Source organism: Methylophaga sp. OBS3 (genome assembly GCF_026319325.1).
Classification (GTDB): Bacteria; Pseudomonadota; Gammaproteobacteria; order Nitrosococcales; family Methylophagaceae; genus Methylophaga.
Genome location: NZ_JAPDMU010000003.1, coordinates 101,021 through 118,969 on the forward strand (window position 1 = coordinate 101,021; position 17,949 = coordinate 118,969).

Sequence of the window (17,949 nt, forward strand, 5' to 3'; positions counted from 1 at the left end):
TTGCTCCATTAAACTTCGCTGTTATCAATTAAGCCTGGTTCAGCAAAGCGGCTGTCTCGGGCACGCTTTGCCCGACTGAAAAAATCTATTAAATAGTCGCCATTATCTTCACGGATGGCTGCCTCAATTTTGTCGAGGCCAACACGATACTGTCTTAACAATTCAAGAATGGCGTCTTGGTTACCCAAACATATATCTCGCCACATCACAGCATCACTTGATGCGATTCGCGAAAAGTCGCGAAAACCACCTGCTGCATAGCGAAGAACTTCATCGCAATCATCCCGCGCGGCCAGCATGCCCACTAAATTAAATGCCAACACATGTGGCAGGTGACTTGTCGCAGCCAGTACTAAATCATGATGTTGTACATCCATCACAAACACTTCAGCACCACAGTGACGCCACATTGTCTGGACTGTATTTAATGCATCGGCGTTGGTCACATCCGTTGGCGTTAATACCACGCGATGCGCTTCATATAATTCTGCAAATGCTGCTGAAGGACCACTTCGTTCTGTTCCCGCAATTGGATGTCCAGGAACAAAGTTTGTGTAGTGCTCACCCAGCGTTGCTTTTGCTGCATCAATCACCTGCTGCTTAGCACTGCCACCATCAGTCACAATAGTACCGGGCTGTAATGACGACGCTATTTCAGCAAAAACAGTTTGCATCGCGCCCATAGGCACCGCGACAAAAACCACATCTGCGTTTTTGACAGCATCCGTAATATTGTCAGCTGCTGTATCGATTAATCCCAATTGCAATGCTTCTTCACGGGCATCAGCAGATCGAGAATACCCCGTTACATGCTCAACTTTGCCAGCTTTTTTTAAAGCCAGTGCCAAAGAGCCACCAATCAAACCAACCCCAATAATGGCGAGGTTTTTAATCATGGTTAAGCACCTTTGTTAACGCTATTAAGCAGCGAGCATTATCTTGTTCAAGGCCGATACTGATCCGCAAATGATTTGGCAAACCGTATCCCGCAACAGGACGAACAATCACCCCTTCACGCAGCAAGCCTTCGTAAACGTCAGCTGCAGAGCGACCAACATCTACGCAGATAAAGTTACCTTTTGATGGAATATAGTTCAGACCTAAAGCTGCAAAGCCTTGCTCATATTGCAACATGCCGGCTTCGTTAATCGCTTTCGCACGTTCGAGATAATCATCATCACCAAGTGCTGCGACCGCTGCCGTCAAAGCTAAACTATTCACATTAAACGGCTGACGCAGACGATTTAACAAATCAGCGACTTCAGGATGAGACAAAGCATAACCAACTCGTAAACCCGCTAAGCCATATGCTTTTGAAAATGTCCGACAGATAATGAGGTTAGGAAACTTCGCTAACCACGTCAGTGTATTCACTGAGTTATCGTTATATTCCAGATACGCCTCATCTAAAACGACCATGACATTTTGTGGCACATCAGCCAAAAATTGTTCAAGTTTGCTATGAGCAACAGCCGTACCGGTTGGATTGTTTGGATTAGCAATAAAAATTAGTTTGGTTTTATCAGTCACTGCAGCGAGCATGGCTGATAAATCATGACCATAATCCACGGCTGGTACTTCAACTGCTGTAGCACCAACTGCTTTGGTGGCTATTGGATACACCGCAAAAGCATGCTGGGCAAACATGACCTCGTCACCGGGGCCGGCAAAACAACGTGCTGTCAGCTCTAAAACATCATTACTGCCATTACCAAGGGTAATTTGTTCTGGTTGTAAGGCAAATTTTGTGGCCAAAGCCTGTTTCAGCTCGAAACCATTACCATCTGGGTATAAAGTTGTTTCACGCACAGCCAAAGCAATCGCTGCTTGAACGGCTTGAGATGGACCAAGCGGGCTTTCATTCGAAGCCAGCTTAACGATATCTTTAATACCGTACTGACGCTGTAACTCAGCAATCGGCTTACCCGGAACGTACGGTTGTAAATCGGCCAGTTGGCTTACGGCTAATGCTTGATAATTCATGCTTTCTCTGCAGGTTTACGGAAACTGTCAATGATGAGTAATACTGCACCCACACAAATAGCAGAGTCCGCGATATTAAATGCAGGCCAATGATTGGTGCCGACATAGACATCTAAAAAGTCGATCACATGACCGTGCATCAGACGATCAACGACATTACCAACTGCACCACCGATAATTAATGCCAAAGAAATTGCTTCAAGTTTTGCAGTTTTAGCAAGCCGACTTAACCAAACCGTCAACACCGTGACAATAACGGCTGCCAAAATCACAAAGAACCAACGTTGCCAGCCACCAGCACTCGCTAAAAAGCTAAATGCAGCACCGGTGTTATAAGCCAATGTCAGGTTGAAAAATGGCATGACTGGAACGGTTTGATACAAGTCCAACCAGTTCAAAATAATGGTTTTGGTTGCTTGATCAGCAACTATTACCGCAAAGCTAAGCCATAAATATTTCAGCATCATCAACCTCAAGCTTTAGGCAAACTGACGGTTTTCACCATCACCAAAAGCGTTATCAACACATCGTCCACAAAGCTCTGGATGATCGGCATGACTGCCAACATCATCAGTTTGGTGCCAGCAACGTTCACAACGTTGATGTTCACTACGCTGAATCGTAATGCGGTAGTCATCACCAGCGGTATCATCAGCAACCAAGGTCAATCCCGACACAATGAATAAAAACTTCTGCTCATTGCCCAGTTTCTGTAATGACTTGCTGACCGGTGCATTTTCATTGGCAAAGATTTGCACATCAGCAGTCAAACCACCTTTGATTTCACCACGGTTGCGTGCATCTTCTAGCTCTTTAGCAACCCGCTCTCTAACATCAAAAATGTTATCCCAATCTGCTGATGAAATTAACGCATCAGTATCTTGTGGCAGAACACCTTGATACCACTCATTGAGCAATACAGAGTCGTTACATTTCCCAGGAATAAACTCCCAAAGCTCATCAGCAGTAAAGCTTAAGATTGGCGCGATCCAGCGAACTAAAGCTTCTAAGATGTGATACATCGCAGTTTGCGAAGAACGACGCCCCAGACTATCCGCCTGCATGGTGTATTGACGATCTTTAGTGATATCAAGGTACGCACTACCCAATTCGTTAGCACAGAAGTTATGTACTTTCTGGTAAATCAGGTGGAACTGATAGTTATCGTAAGCTTTGATAATGTCTTGCTGCATTTGCCATGCACGGTCTAATACCCAGCGATCCAAAGGCAATAGCTCTGATGTCTGTACTAAGTTCTCTTCTGGTAAGAAGTCATTCAGATTCGACAATAAATAACGTGCTGTATTACGAATACGACGGTATGAATCAGCAGTACGTTTAAGGATTTCGTCAGAAACCGTCATTTCTGCACTGTAATCGGTAGCTGCCACCCAAAGACGAATAATATCGGCACCCAGATTGTTAACTACTTGTTGTGGTGCGACGACATTGCCCTTTGATTTGGACATCTTTTTGCCTTCAGCATCCACTGTAAAGCCGTGAGTTAAAACTGCTTTGTAGGGTGCGTGACCTGTTGCAGAAACTGATGTCAGCAATGAAGATTGGAACCAACCACGATGTTGATCACTACCTTCTAAATACAAATCGGCTGGACGTGCTAATTCATCACGACGATCTAATACACAGGCGTGCGATACCCCGGAGTCAAACCAGACATCTAAGGTATCAATCACTTTGTCATAAACTGCTGCATCATCACCAATCAGCGATTCAGCAGGCAGATCAAACCAAGCATCAATTCCGCCCTGTTCTACTTTTTCAGCAACTTGCTCGATTAATGCCGCTGTATTGGGATGTAGTTCACCAGTTTGCTGATGAACAAATAATGGGATTGGCACACCCCAAGTCCGTTGACGAGAAATACACCAATCTGGACGGCCTGATACCATATTCTCAATACGTTTTTGGCCCCAATCAGGTAACCAAGTTGTTTTGGCAATTTCTTGCATCGCCGCATCACGCAGACCATTTTGGTCCATGCTGATAAACCACTGTGGTGTTGCGCGGAAAATGATTGGCGATTTATGACGCCAGCAATGCGGATAACTATGCTGAATATCGATATGACACAGCAAAGCACCTTTTTCATTGAGTGTCTCAATCACCAATGGATTCGCTTTAAACACAGACTGACCTGCAAACAGCGGTGTATCAGGTAAAAACACACCATTACCACCAACAGGATTATCAACGGTTAAACCGTATTGCTGACCGACGACAAAGTCATCTTGACCATGGCCAGGTGCAGTATGCACAGCACCGGTACCCGCATCTGTGGTGACGTGGTCACCAAGAATGACTGGCACTTGTCTGTCGTAAAAAGGATGCTGCAACTGTAGGTTTTCTAATGCCGCACCTTTAACACGCGCAATCACTTCACCTGTTAATTCAAAGCGTTCCAGTGCTTTTTCATAAAGTGCTTCCGCCAGCACTAAACGCTCATCGGCACACTGAACCAAAACGTAATCAAGTTCAGGATGTAAACAGACCGCTTGGTTAGCTGGCAGCGTCCAAGGCGTCGTGGTCCAGATAGCAATATTAATTGCACCGTGACCAGTATTAGCACAAGCAGCATTAAAGGCAGGGTCATCAATAACTTTGAAACGAACATCAATCGCTGGAGACTTTTTGTCTTCGTATTCAACTTCGGCTTCTGCTAATGCTGAACCACAATCAACACACCAGTGAACCGGTTTAACACCTTTGTGCAGATGACCATTTGCAGTGATTTTGCCTAAAGTTCGGATGATGTCAGCTTCAAATTGGTAATCCATCGTTAAGTATGGATTTTCCCAATCACCTAGAACACCTAGACGTTTAAAGTCTTCACGCTGACCGTTTACCTGCTTGGCAGCATAATCACGACATGCTTGACGAAATTCCGCAGCAGAGACTTTGACACCCGGCTTACCGACTTTCTTCTCTACATTGAGCTCAATAGGTAAACCATGACAATCCCAACCCGGTACATAAGGCGTATCAAAACCACTCAGCGTTTTTGATTTGAGAATCATGTCTTTGAGAATTTTGTTAACCGCATGGCCGATATGAATATCGCCATTCGCGTACGGCGGGCCATCGTGCAAAATAAATTTTGGCTTGCCAGCGTTTTGCACACGCAATTGCTTATACAAGTCTTGTTCTTGCCAACGCTTTAGAATCAACGGTTCACGGTTAGGCAAACCTGCTTTCATTGGAAAATCAGTCGCGGGGAGATTTAACGTCTGTTTGTAATCAGCCACAAATTTCTCGTCGTTTGTCGTTACATAAAGCGCATGATTATACGGGTTTTTAAGCGTGACCTGAATTATCAGTGACGCTTTTATTTTATTGACTGCTTCAGCTCATTTAGGAAGCTATTTTCTGAAGATATTGAGAAGCCGTTTAGCAATAACTTTTGCTGTACTTTGACATTGAACAGATTAATCTCCATTAAACGAATTGCAGAGGTAAACAAGCTCTCGAAATTACAGTAAAATGTGCGCTTCAAAAGATATTCACCAATGAAGAGCCTCAGGCAATGTCAGCAAGTGAAAAAGTCATCATCAAAGGTCTAACTGAAGACGGCGGTAAATTTCGGCCAAGTGATTGGGCTGAACGTTTATGTGGCGCCGTGGCGAGTTATGGCCCTGGACGTCGGATCATCTTTCATCCTCACGTCAAAATGGCTTCTGTTGATGGTGTTAAATCTGTCGTAATTAATGCTGAGTTAGAACAGCAAGACGAGATGTTATTTGAGTTTTTGTTAGATTTTGGCCGCGAAAATAAGTTGCAAGTTGAACGGCGCGTTCAACCCCAAGAAAATTAAACAACTATTGTCTGAAATCTATTCCGGCGCATTCTCAGCGTCTGGCCAATTTTGAATGTAATTTTTCAATAACTTATTTTCGAACTTGGCTTTTTTCAGCAATTCTTCAACGATATCGGTTATCGATAACATCCCTTCCAAGCGCCCCTTATAGACCACTGGTAAATGTCGAATATTATGTTCGACCATAATATTCATGACCTCTTCCAAGGTATTATCTGGTTCACAGGTATAAGGATCAGGGGTCATCGCATCCTTTGCTGTCAAAGGACTCCACATCGCGTGTTTTTGATGTAACACTCGAAGCAAATCACGCTCAGACAAAATCCCGATCAAAGCGCCGTTATCCGTTATCACTAACGAACCGATACGATGCTCCATCATAAGATTAACGGCTTTATCCAAGGAGTCAGTTGGGTTTAAGCCAATAACTGGCTTGCCTTTGTTCTTGGTAATGGATCTGACTTTCATGGTGTCTCCCCAAAGACCTGCGTCAAAGCTATTTTGCTTGACGAAACAGTAGGCTGCAAGTGATTTGCTAAGTCATTGAAATAATAGATACTTCAATGACTTTTTAATTAAGCCGCTTGTTGGTCTGCCGACTTTGACAGTTTGATCGCGACAAACTTCGATGTGGGCGTAAAGGTTTTATCACCATAACTTTCTAGCGGCACTAGCGGATTAGTCTCAGGGTAATAGGCCGCCGCTTGTCCTGTTGGAATATCAAATGCTAATGCGGTGAAATTACTGACCCGTCTTTCTTTACCATCATGCCAAAGTGAAACGATATCCACTTTTTCACCATGCTTAATGCCTAAACGCGCGAGATCAGCTTCATTTACAAAAATAACATCGCGCATACCGTAAACCCCACGATATCGGTCATTAAGACTGTAAATCGTTGTGTTGTACTGATCATGTGAACGCATGGTTTGTAAAATCAGTTCTGGTTGCTGCCCCGCATCAATAATTTGCTGGTTGATTAGCGTTGTTGGTAACGCGTGTCGCATAAATTGCGCTTTACCAGTGTCTGTTCGCCATTGACGCTCTGCTGCCGGATTCCCAAGGTAGAAACCACCCGGTTTATCAACGTTTTCATTGAAATTGGTAAAGCCGGGAATTGTGTCAGCAATTAAATCACGAATTCTTGCATAGTCTTCAATCAGCCATAACCAATCAACTGGGTGTTTGCCTAAGGTTGCGTTGGCGATACCCGCAATAATCGCAGCTTCAGATTTAAGTAATGGTGAAAAAGGTTTCAGCTGACCATATGAGATATGCACCATACTAAACGTATCTTCAACGGTGACGCCTTGTTTACCCGACTGTTGAGCATCAATTTCAGTACGGCCTAAGCACGGTAAAATGAGTGCTTCTTTGCCCATGATTAAATGGCTACGATTTAACTTGGTTGAGATTTGTACCGTCAGCCCACAGTTTTGCATTGCAGCATGGGTTCTTGGTGTGTCTGGTGCCGCTTGAACAAAGTTACCGCCCAAGCCAAAAAACACTTTGACCTCACCGCGCTCCATTGCCTCAATCGCTTTTACGGTAGTGTGACCATGCGCACGAGGAACCTTAAATTTAAAGCGAGCTTCCACAGCATCAAGTAAAGCTTCTGGCGGTTGCTCATCAATCCCCATAGTTCGGTCACCTTGTACATTACTGTGACCACGAACTGGCGATAATCCTGCACCAGGTTTTCCGATATTGCCTCGTAGCAATTGCAAACTGATAATTTCTTGAATGGTAGCGACCGAATGTACATGTTGTGTCACGCCCATCGCCCAACACATGATGACTCTGTCAGCTTTACGATACATATTGGCGGCCATTTCGATTTCAGCCAAGGTTAAACCAGACTGATGCTCAATATGCGCCCAACTAGTTTTATCCAGCTCTGCCAAATAATCGTCTAAGCCATCGGTATGTTCGGCAATAAAATCACGATCAAATACTGGTGCAGTATTGTTTTGCAGCGACTCTTGTTCCCATTGCCAAAGAAACTTCGCCATCCCACGAATTGCCGCCATGTCGCCACCTAATGCAGGACGAAAATAGGCTGTATTGGTAGGCTCAGAATCATTTTTAAGCATCTCAAATGGTAATTGAGGATGTTGGAAACGTTCTAAACCGCGCTCTTTTAATGGATTAAAACATACGACTTGAGCACCACGATGCACCGCTTCACGCAGTGGCTCCAACATACGAGGATGGTTAGTACCCGGATTTTGACCAATCACAAAAATAGCATCGGCTTCAGCAAAGTCTTCGAATCTGACCGTACCTTTACCCACACCGACTGATTCTGACATGCCAATGCCACTTGCTTCATGGCACATATTTGAACAATCTGGGAAATTATTGGTACCAAAAGCTCGAACAAACAGTTGGTACAAAAATGCTGCTTCATTACTGGCACGACCAGAAGTATAAAACTCAGCTTGGTGTGGTGAATCCATTGCCTTAAGGTGTTTAGCAACCTGCTTAAAAGCAACTTGCCATGTCACTGGCTGATAAGTGTCGGTTGCTGCGTCATAACGCATCGGGTGAGTGATTCGGCCCTGTGACTCTAACCAATGATCATCATGCTCGAGTAATTCACTAACCGTATGCTTGGCAAAAAAAACAGGATCAACTCGGCGACTCGTGGCTTCCCAATTGACCGCCTTAGCACCATTTTCACAAAACTTGATCATGCCTTTTTCAGGTGTCTCGCCCCATGCACATCCGGGGCAATCTAAACCATGGTCTTGATTGGTTTTGAGCATCGCCTTGATATTGGCTACCGCATTTCGACTGCCTAACCAGCTTTTAGTAACACTGACTAATGCTCCCCAGCCTGCAGCTGGTCCGTTATACGGTTTGTAATGGCTCAAGGAAGGTCTCCACAAACAAAAATCAGAACCACCAGTCATCGCTCGATTATTTAACAAATAATTCGCACTAAAAACTGGCTCTCTAGAACAGAGTTTGGGAGAGCATAGCGGCAGTATTGACTTAAGAAAATATGCTAAAACCCACATATTTACTAACTTTCAGGCCATTACCACCGAGCTATCTAGCTTTATAAATTTTTGCGTATCTAAATATTTCAGAGATGTTCACGTGTTGCCCGGAATTCAATCTCAGGCCAGCGCTCCATGGTCAGATCAAGATTAACCCGAGTTGGGGCAATATAGGTCAGATTATCAGCGCCATCTAATGCCAAGTTAAGAGAGGCTTTACGTTTAAACTCCTCGAGTTTTTTCGCATCATCACAATAGACCCAACGGGCCGTGTGAACTTGTACCGGCTCGTAAGCACACTCAACGCCATATTCACCTTTAAGACGATGAACAACCACATCGAACTGCAGCACACCGACTGCGCCGAGAATAAGGTCGTTGTTATCTAATGGACGGAATAACTGAGTAGCGCCCTCTTCACTCAATTGTTGTAAGCCTTTTAGCAAGGCTTTGTTTTTAAGCGGATCTTTCAGACGAACACGACGGAATAATTCAGGTGCGAAGTACGGAATACCCGTGAATTGCAGATCTTCACCAACGGTAAAGGTATCGCCAATCTGAATCGTGCCATGATTATGCAGACCAAGAATATCACCCGGCCAAGCTTCTTCTGCTTGCTCACGTTCAGCCGCCATAAAGGTCACGGCATTAGCAATCGTCACATCTTTACCGATACGCGTTTGGCGTAATTTCATGCCTTTAGTGTAATGCCCGCTACAAACGCGCATAAAGGCAATTCGGTCGCGGTGTTTTGGGTCCATATTGGCTTGGATTTTAAAGACAAAGCCAGTGAAGTTCTCTTCATTGGCTTCAACGCTACGCGTTTTGGTTTCACGCGCTTGTGGTGCTGGCGCGAACTCGACATAAGCATCCATGAGCTCAGTGACACCAAAGTTGTTCATGGCCGAACCAAAGAAAACAGGCGTCATTTCACCAGCAAGAAAAGCGTCTAAATCAAATTGATCACTCGCGCCACGCACCAGCTCAATTTCATCACGTAGGTCCTGCGCCATGCTGCCAAATAATTCATCAAGGCGAGGGTTATCCAAACCTTGAATTAATTCCCCGGCATCTTTGCTGTGCGGTTCAAATAAACGCACGCTGTCATTGTAGAGGTGAAAAATACCTTTAAAGCCTTTACCCATTCCGATGGGCCAAGTCATCGGCGCACAACGAATATCCAAGATACGCTCGACTTCATCAAGAAGTTCAAGCGGTTCACGCCCCTCACGGTCTAATTTATTAATAAAGGTCAGAATCGGCGTATCACGTAAACGACACACTTCCATCAATTTAATGGTACGTTCTTCAACACCTTTGGCGCTATCAATAACCATCAGAGCTGAGTCAACAGCCGTTAACGTACGATAGGTATCTTCAGAGAAGTCGGCGTGACCCGGTGTATCAAGCAGGTTAACGATTCTGTCTTTGTAGGGAAATTGCATGACAGAAGATGTCACCGAAATCCCACGCTCTTTCTCCATTTCCATCCAGTCAGAAGTGGCATGTTTGTCTGTTTTTCTAGACTTAACACTACCTGCCATCTGAATAGCACCACCGAATAACAGCAGCTTTTCAGTCAGCGTTGTTTTACCCGCGTCGGGATGCGAAATAATGGCAAAAGTACGGCGTTTATTAACCGCTGTTTGCAGGGTTGGATTAGACATATTGGTTTCTTAATTAAACTGCTTAGCGCCGGTTCGGCAAGACCGCGTATTTTCGCTGAAATCTGTTAGCGTGACAAACTGCTAGTCTGCAAGCTCAATACAATTCCGGCCATTTTGTTTGGCGGCATACATAGCCTTATCTGCTCGCTCTACCAAAGCGCGGCGACTTTCCCCTGATTGCCACTGGGCAACACCAATACTAATCGTCACCTGCCCTACGCCTGCGAACTGCACTTTCGCAATATGTTTGCGCAACCGATCAGCCAATTCCCCAGCTTCATTTAGAACGCTATTTGAAACCAGCACGATAAACTCTTCACCACCCCAGCGACCTAAAAAGTCACTGCCGCGCAATAGGCTATGTACTTCAGTTGCCAGACGTTTTAACACCTCATCACCAGTTTTATGGCCAAATTTATCGTTCACTTGTTTGAAGTGATCAACATCAAACAGTAAAACTGAAAAAGGTCGTTGATAACGTGCTGCGGCGGATAATTCAGCATCCATCGCTTGCTCAACACGATAACGATTCCAAACTTGGGTGAGTGAATCGGTATGAGCGATTTCTTGCAGCCTTATATTTGCGGCATTGAGATGCTTATTTAGCAAGTTAATCTCATTAACGCTCAATGCCACCATTAAGTCCTCAGCCAAATCCAGCGCCGCCTTTTTCTCAATTTTTAACCATTCGGCACTGCGGTCATTGATGATTTCAACGCAAACCTCTCGTGGCATATCATCAGATTTTCGTAACTCGCCACTACAGATATTTTTGAGCTCATCATAATGGCCAAGCCACTTTTGTTCTTGCTGCATTGCCATACGAAACATCAACATCCAGCCTTTTTTTGCTGACTCACTGGGCAGGCGGACCGCCATTAAGCCGACGCGATTTCTTAAGTCAACCAAATCATTTAATTCGGTTTGATTTAGTTGGCTGGAGAACCAAATGACATCATCAGGAAAGTTGTGGGTCAGCCACTTAGTAATAATTTCTATTTCATAGGCCGCCAAGGTCTCTGAGAAGCAAGAGACTTTATTGTTGTAACTCAAAGCAAAACCACACAAATCAAACAGCTTTAACCAGCTATCAACATGGCTTTTGAATAATTCATCTGGGCTGCTAAAAATTGTTCGCTCACTGGAAAGTAGCTCACGACTGTCCATGACTTGCTGTAAGAAAGACACATCCTTAATCTGCTGTAAAAGAAATAAGCGTTGTGAGGCCATTCTCACTAAATTAACCGCAGCATCACGCTGTAATGGCGAAAGCTCTTGTGCGGAAAAACTATGACAAACTACTAATCCCCATAAAGTACGATGACTGTGAATCGCAATACTCAACGTGGCTTTAACCCCAATCTCAGTCAAGTTATCTTTATGCATCGAAGATATACGACGTAAATAACCATACGTCATATCGATTTTGGGTAAGTCAGCGGATATAGCAGGTATTAATGGCACTGATGGCGCATCAATATCGGGTACTGAGCGAACCGCATTTTTGCCATATCTTTCACGAACCCACTTAGGGATAACATAAGCCGGTAGGCGATATCCCAATAAGCGACGCTCGGGTTGTTTGCAAGTTTCGGCGACCACCGTCATATTGGCATCACTATCAAACTCGTTTAACACCACCCGTTCAAACCCTGTAATAGCTTGAACACCTTGTGTCAGGGTTTGTAACAAACTGGGGATATCATTTGCATCAGCGAGATAACTTAGCCACTCATTCACGAGTGGTAATAATCGCTGCTCTCCTGCTCGCGATAAAGGCTCAAACTCAACAATAATGTCATCACTACTTCGATAAGCCATAACATAAAAACGCTGGTAATGACCTCGAACTTGGCGGTTGATTACCATTGCTGCCGAGAGGCTTTCACGATTTTTTAATAAGCCAGTAAGCCTAGATAGCAGAATGCTACCGAGGAGATCTTGTGGCGAAGAGGCCAAAGCATCTTCGGGTAAAATGCCGAGAAAGTCAGACAGATTAGCACTGACTTGTCGGACCTTTACCATTGCTGCATCGAAACGCAACAAGCAGCCATTATTTTGAATGACTTGTGAGTCACTTAACGCAGAAGTATTTCCATCAGCTTGCTGCGAGACTAGGTTAGCCATTTGTAAACTCCTGCAACTCGATGCTGCTTGGGCTGCTAACAACACTAGCGTGATTATAAATCTTCAAAGCCACAAATGTGGGGTTAATCATTTTCGTAAAACGCCAATGATCAATTAGAGTCCATTATTCGCGAGTGATTAAAATGTGCTTTAACTTAGTTATAAACTCAGCGTAAAACCAATAATGCAACATCACTCATGCGTAACATCGTCGCAGTATTGCTACCCAGCAATAATTGACGAATACGACTATGACCGTAGGCGCCAATCACCATTAAATCAATTGATTTATGTTGTTGATACTGATGTAAAACCGGCTCTACCGCACCTTGCAGTAAACTTGGTGTAACCGAAAAGCCCGCCGTTAATAAAGTCTTCGCCGCATTGGTGAGCTGTTGCTGATGCTGTTCGGTATTTTCAGCAACCATAACCAAATGACAAGGCAGCCCGGTTAATAACTCACTTGTTGCGACTTTTTCGGTAGCTTTATCTGCCGTAGCACTTCCGTCATAAGCAAGCATAAATGATCGTGGTGCAACAAAATTCGGTAGCGTTACCAATACTGGACGATGCACTGCACGAATGACATTTTCCAGATGACGCCCTAGTTTTCGGCTATCTTGTTCTGAGGTCTCCCCCTGACGGCCGATAACTAGCATCCGCGTGTCTTCTTGCAGATCTTCTAAAGTGCTAATCAGATCACCATGTCTCTGGTGTGTGGTGACCTCAGTGGCACCTTGTTGCTGCACGCGTTGTCGAGCACCTTGCAACATTAATTTGCCATGCTCTAGCGCAAGTCGGCTGCGCTTTTCTTCCAGCTCCACCAGCTGTTGCAATAAATTTTCACGGCTGCCCAAGCCGATATTGCCTGACAGATTTTGTCCTTCACTTTGTTTAATGTATTCCGACTTATCCAGCACATGTAATAAGTCTAAAGGCGCATTTAAACGCTGACAGGCCCAAGCTGCTGCATCACAAGCGGCTTCTGCGGCACTCGATCCATCAATACACGCAATAATTTTTGTCATGTTTTTCTCCTAGTGGCCGCCCAACATTTTTTCGACTTCTTCTGGTTTGTCATGCACGCCAAATTTATCGACAATCGTGGCTGTCGCGGCGTTCATGCCAATCAAATCGACTTGTGTGCCTTCTCGACGGAATTTGATCACCACTTTATCTAAAGCGGTTACTGCGGTGATATCCCAGAAATGAGCCTGACTCAAATCAATGACGACTTTATCCAGCGCTTCTTTGTAATCAAACGCTTTGGCAAATTTATCTGATGATGCGAAAAATACCTGACCCAACACTTGATAATGACGCTCGGTATCACCATCAAGCAAGGCACTTTTTACCACCATAAACTGGCCAACTTTATTGGCAAAGAATAAAGCTGCTAGTAGGACACCCACAAACACGCCAATAGCCAAATTATGTGTCGCCACAACAACAACGACTGTCACCACCATCACAACATTAGTCGATAGTGGGTGTTTACGCATATCGCGAAGAGACTCCCACGAAAAAGTACCGATTGATACCATGATCATGACAGCCACCAAAGCTGCCATCGGGATCTGTACTAATAAGTCATCAAACACCAGAATCATCAAAATTAAAAAGAAACCGGCAGCAAATGTCGATAAACGTCCGCGACCACCAGATTTCACGTTAATGACTGACTGACCAATCATGGCGCAACCTGCCATACCACCAAACAGACCAGCACCAATATTGGCAATCCCCTGCCCTTTACATTCACGGTTTTTATCACTGCTGGTATCGGTAAGATCATCAATAATGGTTGCTGTCATCATTGACTCCAACAAACCCACCACAGCCAAACCAATTGAATACGGGAAAATGATCGCTAACGTTTCAAAGTTCAACGGTACATCTGGCCACAAGAAAATTGGCAATGTGTCCGGTAATTCGCCCATATCACCCACTGTGCGAATATCAAGGTTGAGCACAATCGCAACAATCGTCAGCACAATAATGGTAATCAGCGGTGAAGGCAGCAACTTGCCAACCTTTGGTACGTATGGGAACAAGTAGATAATCGCTAAACCAGCGGCGGTCATGGCATAAACATGCCAAGTGACATTGGTCAGCTCAGGTAATTGCGCCATGAAGATAAGTATCGCTAGGGCATTCACAAAGCCTGTCACCACTGAGCGCGATACGAAGCGCATTAAATCACCAAGCTTTAAGTAACCGGCAATAATTTGGAAAACACCAGTAAGCAAGGTTGCAGCTAACAAATACTCTAAACCATGCTCTTTAACCAGGGTAATCATCAGCAACGCCATGGCACCCGTTGCCGCGGAAATCATACCTGGACGACCACCAACAAACGCGATGATAACGGCGATACAAAATGACGCATATAGGCCAACTTTTGGATCAACACCGGCAATAATTGAAAAAGCGATTGCCTCAGGTACCAGCGCCAGTGCAACGACCAAACCCGCAATTAAATCTGCACGCACATTGCTCAGCCAATCGCGTTTCAGCGTCTGCAGCATAAGAATTTCCTAGTTTTATTTATATTGAGATAGATACCGACGGCAGTATCTTGGACAGCTGTGAAAACAAACGGTTATTTTCGAAGATGGCTTTATTTAGTTCAGCCCCTAAAGAAGGTCAAAACAAAGATTCTAAGCATCTGAAAAGACGGCGATTATAGCCGAATCGAGGCTGTTCACTCAAATGTAAAAGCTAAAAGTCACTGTTACTCAAAGTGATAAAACTGCTGCTACAATCCGCAACTCAATCTCACGGCAATCAAAAGTTATGGAAATCTATCAGGAATTATTAACCCGACTACAGAACCATCCACAGCTATGGATGATTACTGGCGCTATCATCTTGGTGCTTGTTGCCTGGATTGCTAACTGGATTGTTAAACGGATTCTGGTGAGAGGTATCTACAAGTTTCTTCGTACCTCAGCCATCAATAAACATAGCAGTATTGCTGACTCACCATTTATAGCTCGACTGGCAAATATCGTCCCAGCAGTCATTCTATCTTTAGGTGTCAATTTAGTACCAGACTTACCGGAATTTGTTGTCACCGTCGTGCAAAACGTGAGTAGTGCTTTTGTTGTCCTCACCATTGCACTTGCTATCAGTAACTTACTGACTGTCGTTAACACCGCTTATGAAAAACGCCCTGATGCCTATCTAAAACCCATTAAAGGCTATATTCAGGTCATCAAAATCGTAGTATTTGCCATCGCGACCATTCTGGTTATTGCTTCACTTATCGACCGTTCCCCCTTAATTCTGTTGTCAGGGTTAGGTGCCATGGCAGCGGTATTGTTGTTGATATTCCAAGACACCTTGCTGTCATTAGTGGCCAGTGTACAAATCAGTTCTAACGATCTGATTCGTGTTGGTGACTGGATTGAAATGCCACAGCTCAATGCTGATGGTGATGTGATTGATATCGCATTACATACGGTCAAAGTGCAGAACTGGGATAAAACCATCAGCGTTATCCCTACAAAACGTTTTTTGAGTGATCCATTTAAAAACTGGCGTGGTATGAAAGAAGCTGGTGGTCGTCGTATAAAACGCAGTATTTTGATTGACCAACAATCCATTCATTTTCTTAGTGATGACGAAAAGAAAAAGCTCTATCGATTTAATCTACTAAGTCAGTATTTGACCGACAAACAAGCTGATATTGATGGTTGGAATTTAAAGCTTGAACAATGGGGTAAGGAGCCTGTTAATACCCGTCGTATCACTAACGTTGGTTGTTTCCGCGCTTATGTCAGTCAGTATCTAAAGAATCATCCGCATATTCGTCAGGATTTAACGCTCATGTCACGCCAACTGGCACCGACTGCTGATGGTTTGCCGCTGGAAATCTATTGTTTCACGAGCACGATTGAGTGGGTTGAGTACGAAGGTATTGCCTCAGATATATTTGATCACATGCTGGCGATCATGCCGGAGTTTGGGCTTCGCGTATTCCAGCACCCAAGTGGTGTCGATATGCGTGAACTTGGTTCTCGACCAACATTTACGGAAACCTCTAGCCCATAATATGCGTCAATAGACTCACAATAATTCGGGAGCTGCGGGATGGAGTTGTCGTCACGACAAATTAATTTATTAATCTTAATGCTCGCAGCACTCACAGCTATGGCACCATTGGCAATTGATGCCTACCTGCCCGCCATGCCGTCTATTGCCAGCCAACTACATGTGGCAATTCATGATGTTGAGTTATCACTAAGTCTCTTCCTTGGTGGCTTTGCTATGGGCCAGATTATTGGTGGCCCGCTGTCAGATCGTTTTGGTCGCCGCCGCGTTATCTTTTTAGGCATCAGCTTATTTATAATTGGTACAACGGGCATCGCTTTAAGCAACGCAATCGAGTCCATTTGGTTGTGGCGTGTATTTCAAGCCTTAGGTGGTGGTCTTGCCATCGTCAATGCCTCTGCTGTAATTCGAGATATCAGTAGTGGTCGTGATAGCGCACGTCATATGTCACAGATGGCGATTATCATGATGGTGGCGCCTTTAATGGCCCCCCTTATTGGCATGGTGTTGTTACATCTTGCAGGCTGGCGGGCTATTTTTATCTTTTTACTTATCTATGCCCTGTTATTAGGTTGGATGCTGATTCGTTATTTACCGGAAACCCATAAGCGCTCAGCGATCGCCAAAAGTCCCTTTAAACGTTATGCAGAAGTCTTAACACATCGTCATGCGATGGGATTTTTACTTGCCCAGTGCTGCTCTTATGGTGCGCTCTTTACCTTCATTACCGCGTCACCGACGGTTTACATGGGATATTTCGATGTCAGTGAAACGATCTATCCCTTTTTGTTTGGTGCCAATGTGATTGTGATGGTGGTTTTTAATCGCGTGAATATGCGATTACTACATTTCCAACCACCAGCAGTATTACTTGGTATTGGCCAGCTATTACAGTTAACCGTTGGTTTGTTGCTTCTAGCTTATGTGCTATTGAGCACTGATATTCAGCTGTGGCTGCTGGTTGTTGGCATTATGTTGTTTATAGGCTTTCAAGGCCTGACAGTAGCCAATGCGGTCGCCAGCACCGTTGAGTTTTTCCCACATAGTGCTGCCACAGCAACAGCATTATTAGGCTCTTGTGGTTTTCTGACTGGTGCGGCCAGTGGCTGGTTAGTAACCAGTTTGAGTGATGGCAGCCCTTTCCCGATGATTTTAGTGATGAGTCTTTGCGCCGTTTTTGGTTTGGCGTTCAAACGCATTATTCAGTCCGATTACTGGTTAAAAGCAACAAATTAATTTGTTAACCGGTCATTAACCTTCCCCCGATTATTGTCGGTAG

Annotated in this window: 13 protein-coding genes; 3 read left to right on the forward strand and 10 right to left on the reverse strand. The window is 44.4% G+C overall.

All coding sequences use genetic code 11. The features are described from left to right. Positions 1-8 precede the first annotated feature (8 nt). From OMP94_RS07225 to ileS, 4 genes are read right to left on the reverse strand one after another with little or no spacing between them, the layout of a single operon-like run. Complete coding sequence (locus OMP94_RS07225) at positions 9-896, reverse strand: prephenate dehydrogenase (protein ID WP_266277610.1); 888 nt, start codon at positions 894-896, stop codon at positions 9-11. Continuing rightward, positions 889-1,983, reverse strand: coding sequence for a histidinol-phosphate transaminase (hisC, locus tag OMP94_RS07230; RefSeq protein WP_266277611.1), 1,095 nt, complete (start codon positions 1,981-1,983; stop codon positions 889-891). The genes OMP94_RS07225 and hisC overlap by 8 nt, the downstream gene beginning before the upstream one ends. Further along, positions 1,980-2,447: a signal peptidase II gene (lspA, locus tag OMP94_RS07235; protein ID WP_266277934.1), complete on the reverse strand. Its 468-nt coding sequence runs from the start codon at positions 2,445-2,447 to the stop codon at positions 1,980-1,982. The genes hisC and lspA overlap by 4 nt, the downstream gene beginning before the upstream one ends. A 15-nt stretch (positions 2,448-2,462) precedes the next feature. Further along, the gene (gene ileS, locus OMP94_RS07240) at positions 2,463-5,246 is read right to left on the reverse strand and encodes an isoleucine--tRNA ligase (protein WP_266277612.1); all 2,784 of its coding nucleotides are present in this window, start codon (positions 5,244-5,246) and stop codon (positions 2,463-2,465) included. 278 nt (positions 5,247-5,524) lie between these two features. Here ileS and OMP94_RS07245 point away from each other — a divergent pair, with 278 nt between their 5' ends. After that, positions 5,525-5,812, forward strand: coding sequence for a DUF3579 domain-containing protein (locus tag OMP94_RS07245; protein ID WP_266277613.1), 288 nt, complete (start codon positions 5,525-5,527; stop codon positions 5,810-5,812). An 18-nt stretch (positions 5,813-5,830) separates the two neighbouring features. On the opposite strand, the gene OMP94_RS07250 is transcribed toward OMP94_RS07245, so the two are convergent. The 6 genes from OMP94_RS07250 to OMP94_RS07275 all read right to left on the reverse strand — a co-directional run bounded on the left by OMP94_RS07250 (position 5,831) and on the right by OMP94_RS07275 (position 15,142). Beyond that, positions 5,831-6,283 (reverse strand): CBS domain-containing protein, encoded by a 453-nt coding sequence (locus OMP94_RS07250; RefSeq protein WP_266277614.1) that lies wholly within the window; start codon positions 6,281-6,283, stop codon positions 5,831-5,833. Between the two features lie 107 nt (positions 6,284-6,390). Next, the gene (locus OMP94_RS07255) at positions 6,391-8,691 is read right to left on the reverse strand and encodes an FdhF/YdeP family oxidoreductase (protein ID WP_266277615.1); all 2,301 of its coding nucleotides are present in this window, start codon (positions 8,689-8,691) and stop codon (positions 6,391-6,393) included. A gap of 215 nt (positions 8,692-8,906) precedes the next feature. Next, on the reverse strand, positions 8,907-10,487 hold the full coding sequence (locus OMP94_RS07260; RefSeq protein ID WP_266277616.1) for a peptide chain release factor 3: 1,581 nt from the start codon (positions 10,485-10,487) through the stop codon (positions 8,907-8,909). 81 nt (positions 10,488-10,568) lie between these two features. After that, on the reverse strand, positions 10,569-12,614 hold the full coding sequence (locus OMP94_RS07265; protein ID WP_266277617.1) for a sensor domain-containing diguanylate cyclase: 2,046 nt from the start codon (positions 12,612-12,614) through the stop codon (positions 10,569-10,571). A gap of 167 nt (positions 12,615-12,781) precedes the next feature. Further along, positions 12,782-13,642, reverse strand: coding sequence for a universal stress protein (locus OMP94_RS07270; protein WP_266277618.1), 861 nt, complete (start codon positions 13,640-13,642; stop codon positions 12,782-12,784). 9 nt (positions 13,643-13,651) lie between these two features. Continuing rightward, entirely contained in the window at positions 13,652-15,142 is a 1,491-nt protein-coding gene (locus tag OMP94_RS07275) for a SulP family inorganic anion transporter (protein ID WP_266277619.1), read from the reverse strand. A gap of 268 nt (positions 15,143-15,410) precedes the next feature. On the opposite strand from OMP94_RS07275, the gene OMP94_RS07280 reads away from it, so the two are divergent. Together OMP94_RS07280 and OMP94_RS07285 are read left to right on the forward strand one after the other, a co-directional pair. Further along, positions 15,411-16,670 (forward strand): mechanosensitive ion channel family protein, encoded by a 1,260-nt coding sequence (locus OMP94_RS07280; RefSeq protein ID WP_266277620.1) that lies wholly within the window; start codon positions 15,411-15,413, stop codon positions 16,668-16,670. 39 nt (positions 16,671-16,709) lie between these two features. Then, complete coding sequence (locus OMP94_RS07285) at positions 16,710-17,906, forward strand: multidrug effflux MFS transporter (protein WP_266277621.1); 1,197 nt, start codon at positions 16,710-16,712, stop codon at positions 17,904-17,906. Positions 17,907-17,949 lie beyond the last annotated feature (43 nt).

Bases quoted from the DNA above. Each gene is read 5' to 3' on its own strand.
- OMP94_RS07225 (WP_266277610.1), bottom strand. From the start codon at position 896: ATGATTAAAAACCTCGCCATTATTGGGGTTGGTTTGATTGGTGGCTCT.
- hisC (WP_266277611.1), bottom strand. From the start codon at position 1,983: ATGAATTATCAAGCATTAGCCGTAAGCCAACTGGCCGATTTACAACCG.
- lspA (WP_266277934.1), bottom strand. From the start codon at position 2,447: ATGCTGAAATATTTATGGCTTAGCTTTGCGGTAATAGTTGCTGATCAA.
- OMP94_RS07245 (WP_266277613.1), top strand. From the start codon at position 5,525: ATGTCAGCAAGTGAAAAAGTCATCATCAAAGGTCTAACTGAAGACGGC.
- OMP94_RS07250 (WP_266277614.1), bottom strand. From the start codon at position 6,283: ATGAAAGTCAGATCCATTACCAAGAACAAAGGCAAGCCAGTTATTGGC.
- OMP94_RS07260 (WP_266277616.1), bottom strand. From the start codon at position 10,487: ATGTCTAATCCAACCCTGCAAACAGCGGTTAATAAACGCCGTACTTTT.
- OMP94_RS07265 (WP_266277617.1), bottom strand. From the start codon at position 12,614: ATGGCTAACCTAGTCTCGCAGCAAGCTGATGGAAATACTTCTGCGTTA.
- OMP94_RS07270 (WP_266277618.1), bottom strand. From the start codon at position 13,642: ATGACAAAAATTATTGCGTGTATTGATGGATCGAGTGCCGCAGAAGCC.
- OMP94_RS07275 (WP_266277619.1), bottom strand. From the start codon at position 15,142: ATGCTGCAGACGCTGAAACGCGATTGGCTGAGCAATGTGCGTGCAGAT.
- OMP94_RS07280 (WP_266277620.1), top strand. From the start codon at position 15,411: ATGGAAATCTATCAGGAATTATTAACCCGACTACAGAACCATCCACAG.
- OMP94_RS07285 (WP_266277621.1), top strand. From the start codon at position 16,710: ATGGAGTTGTCGTCACGACAAATTAATTTATTAATCTTAATGCTCGCA.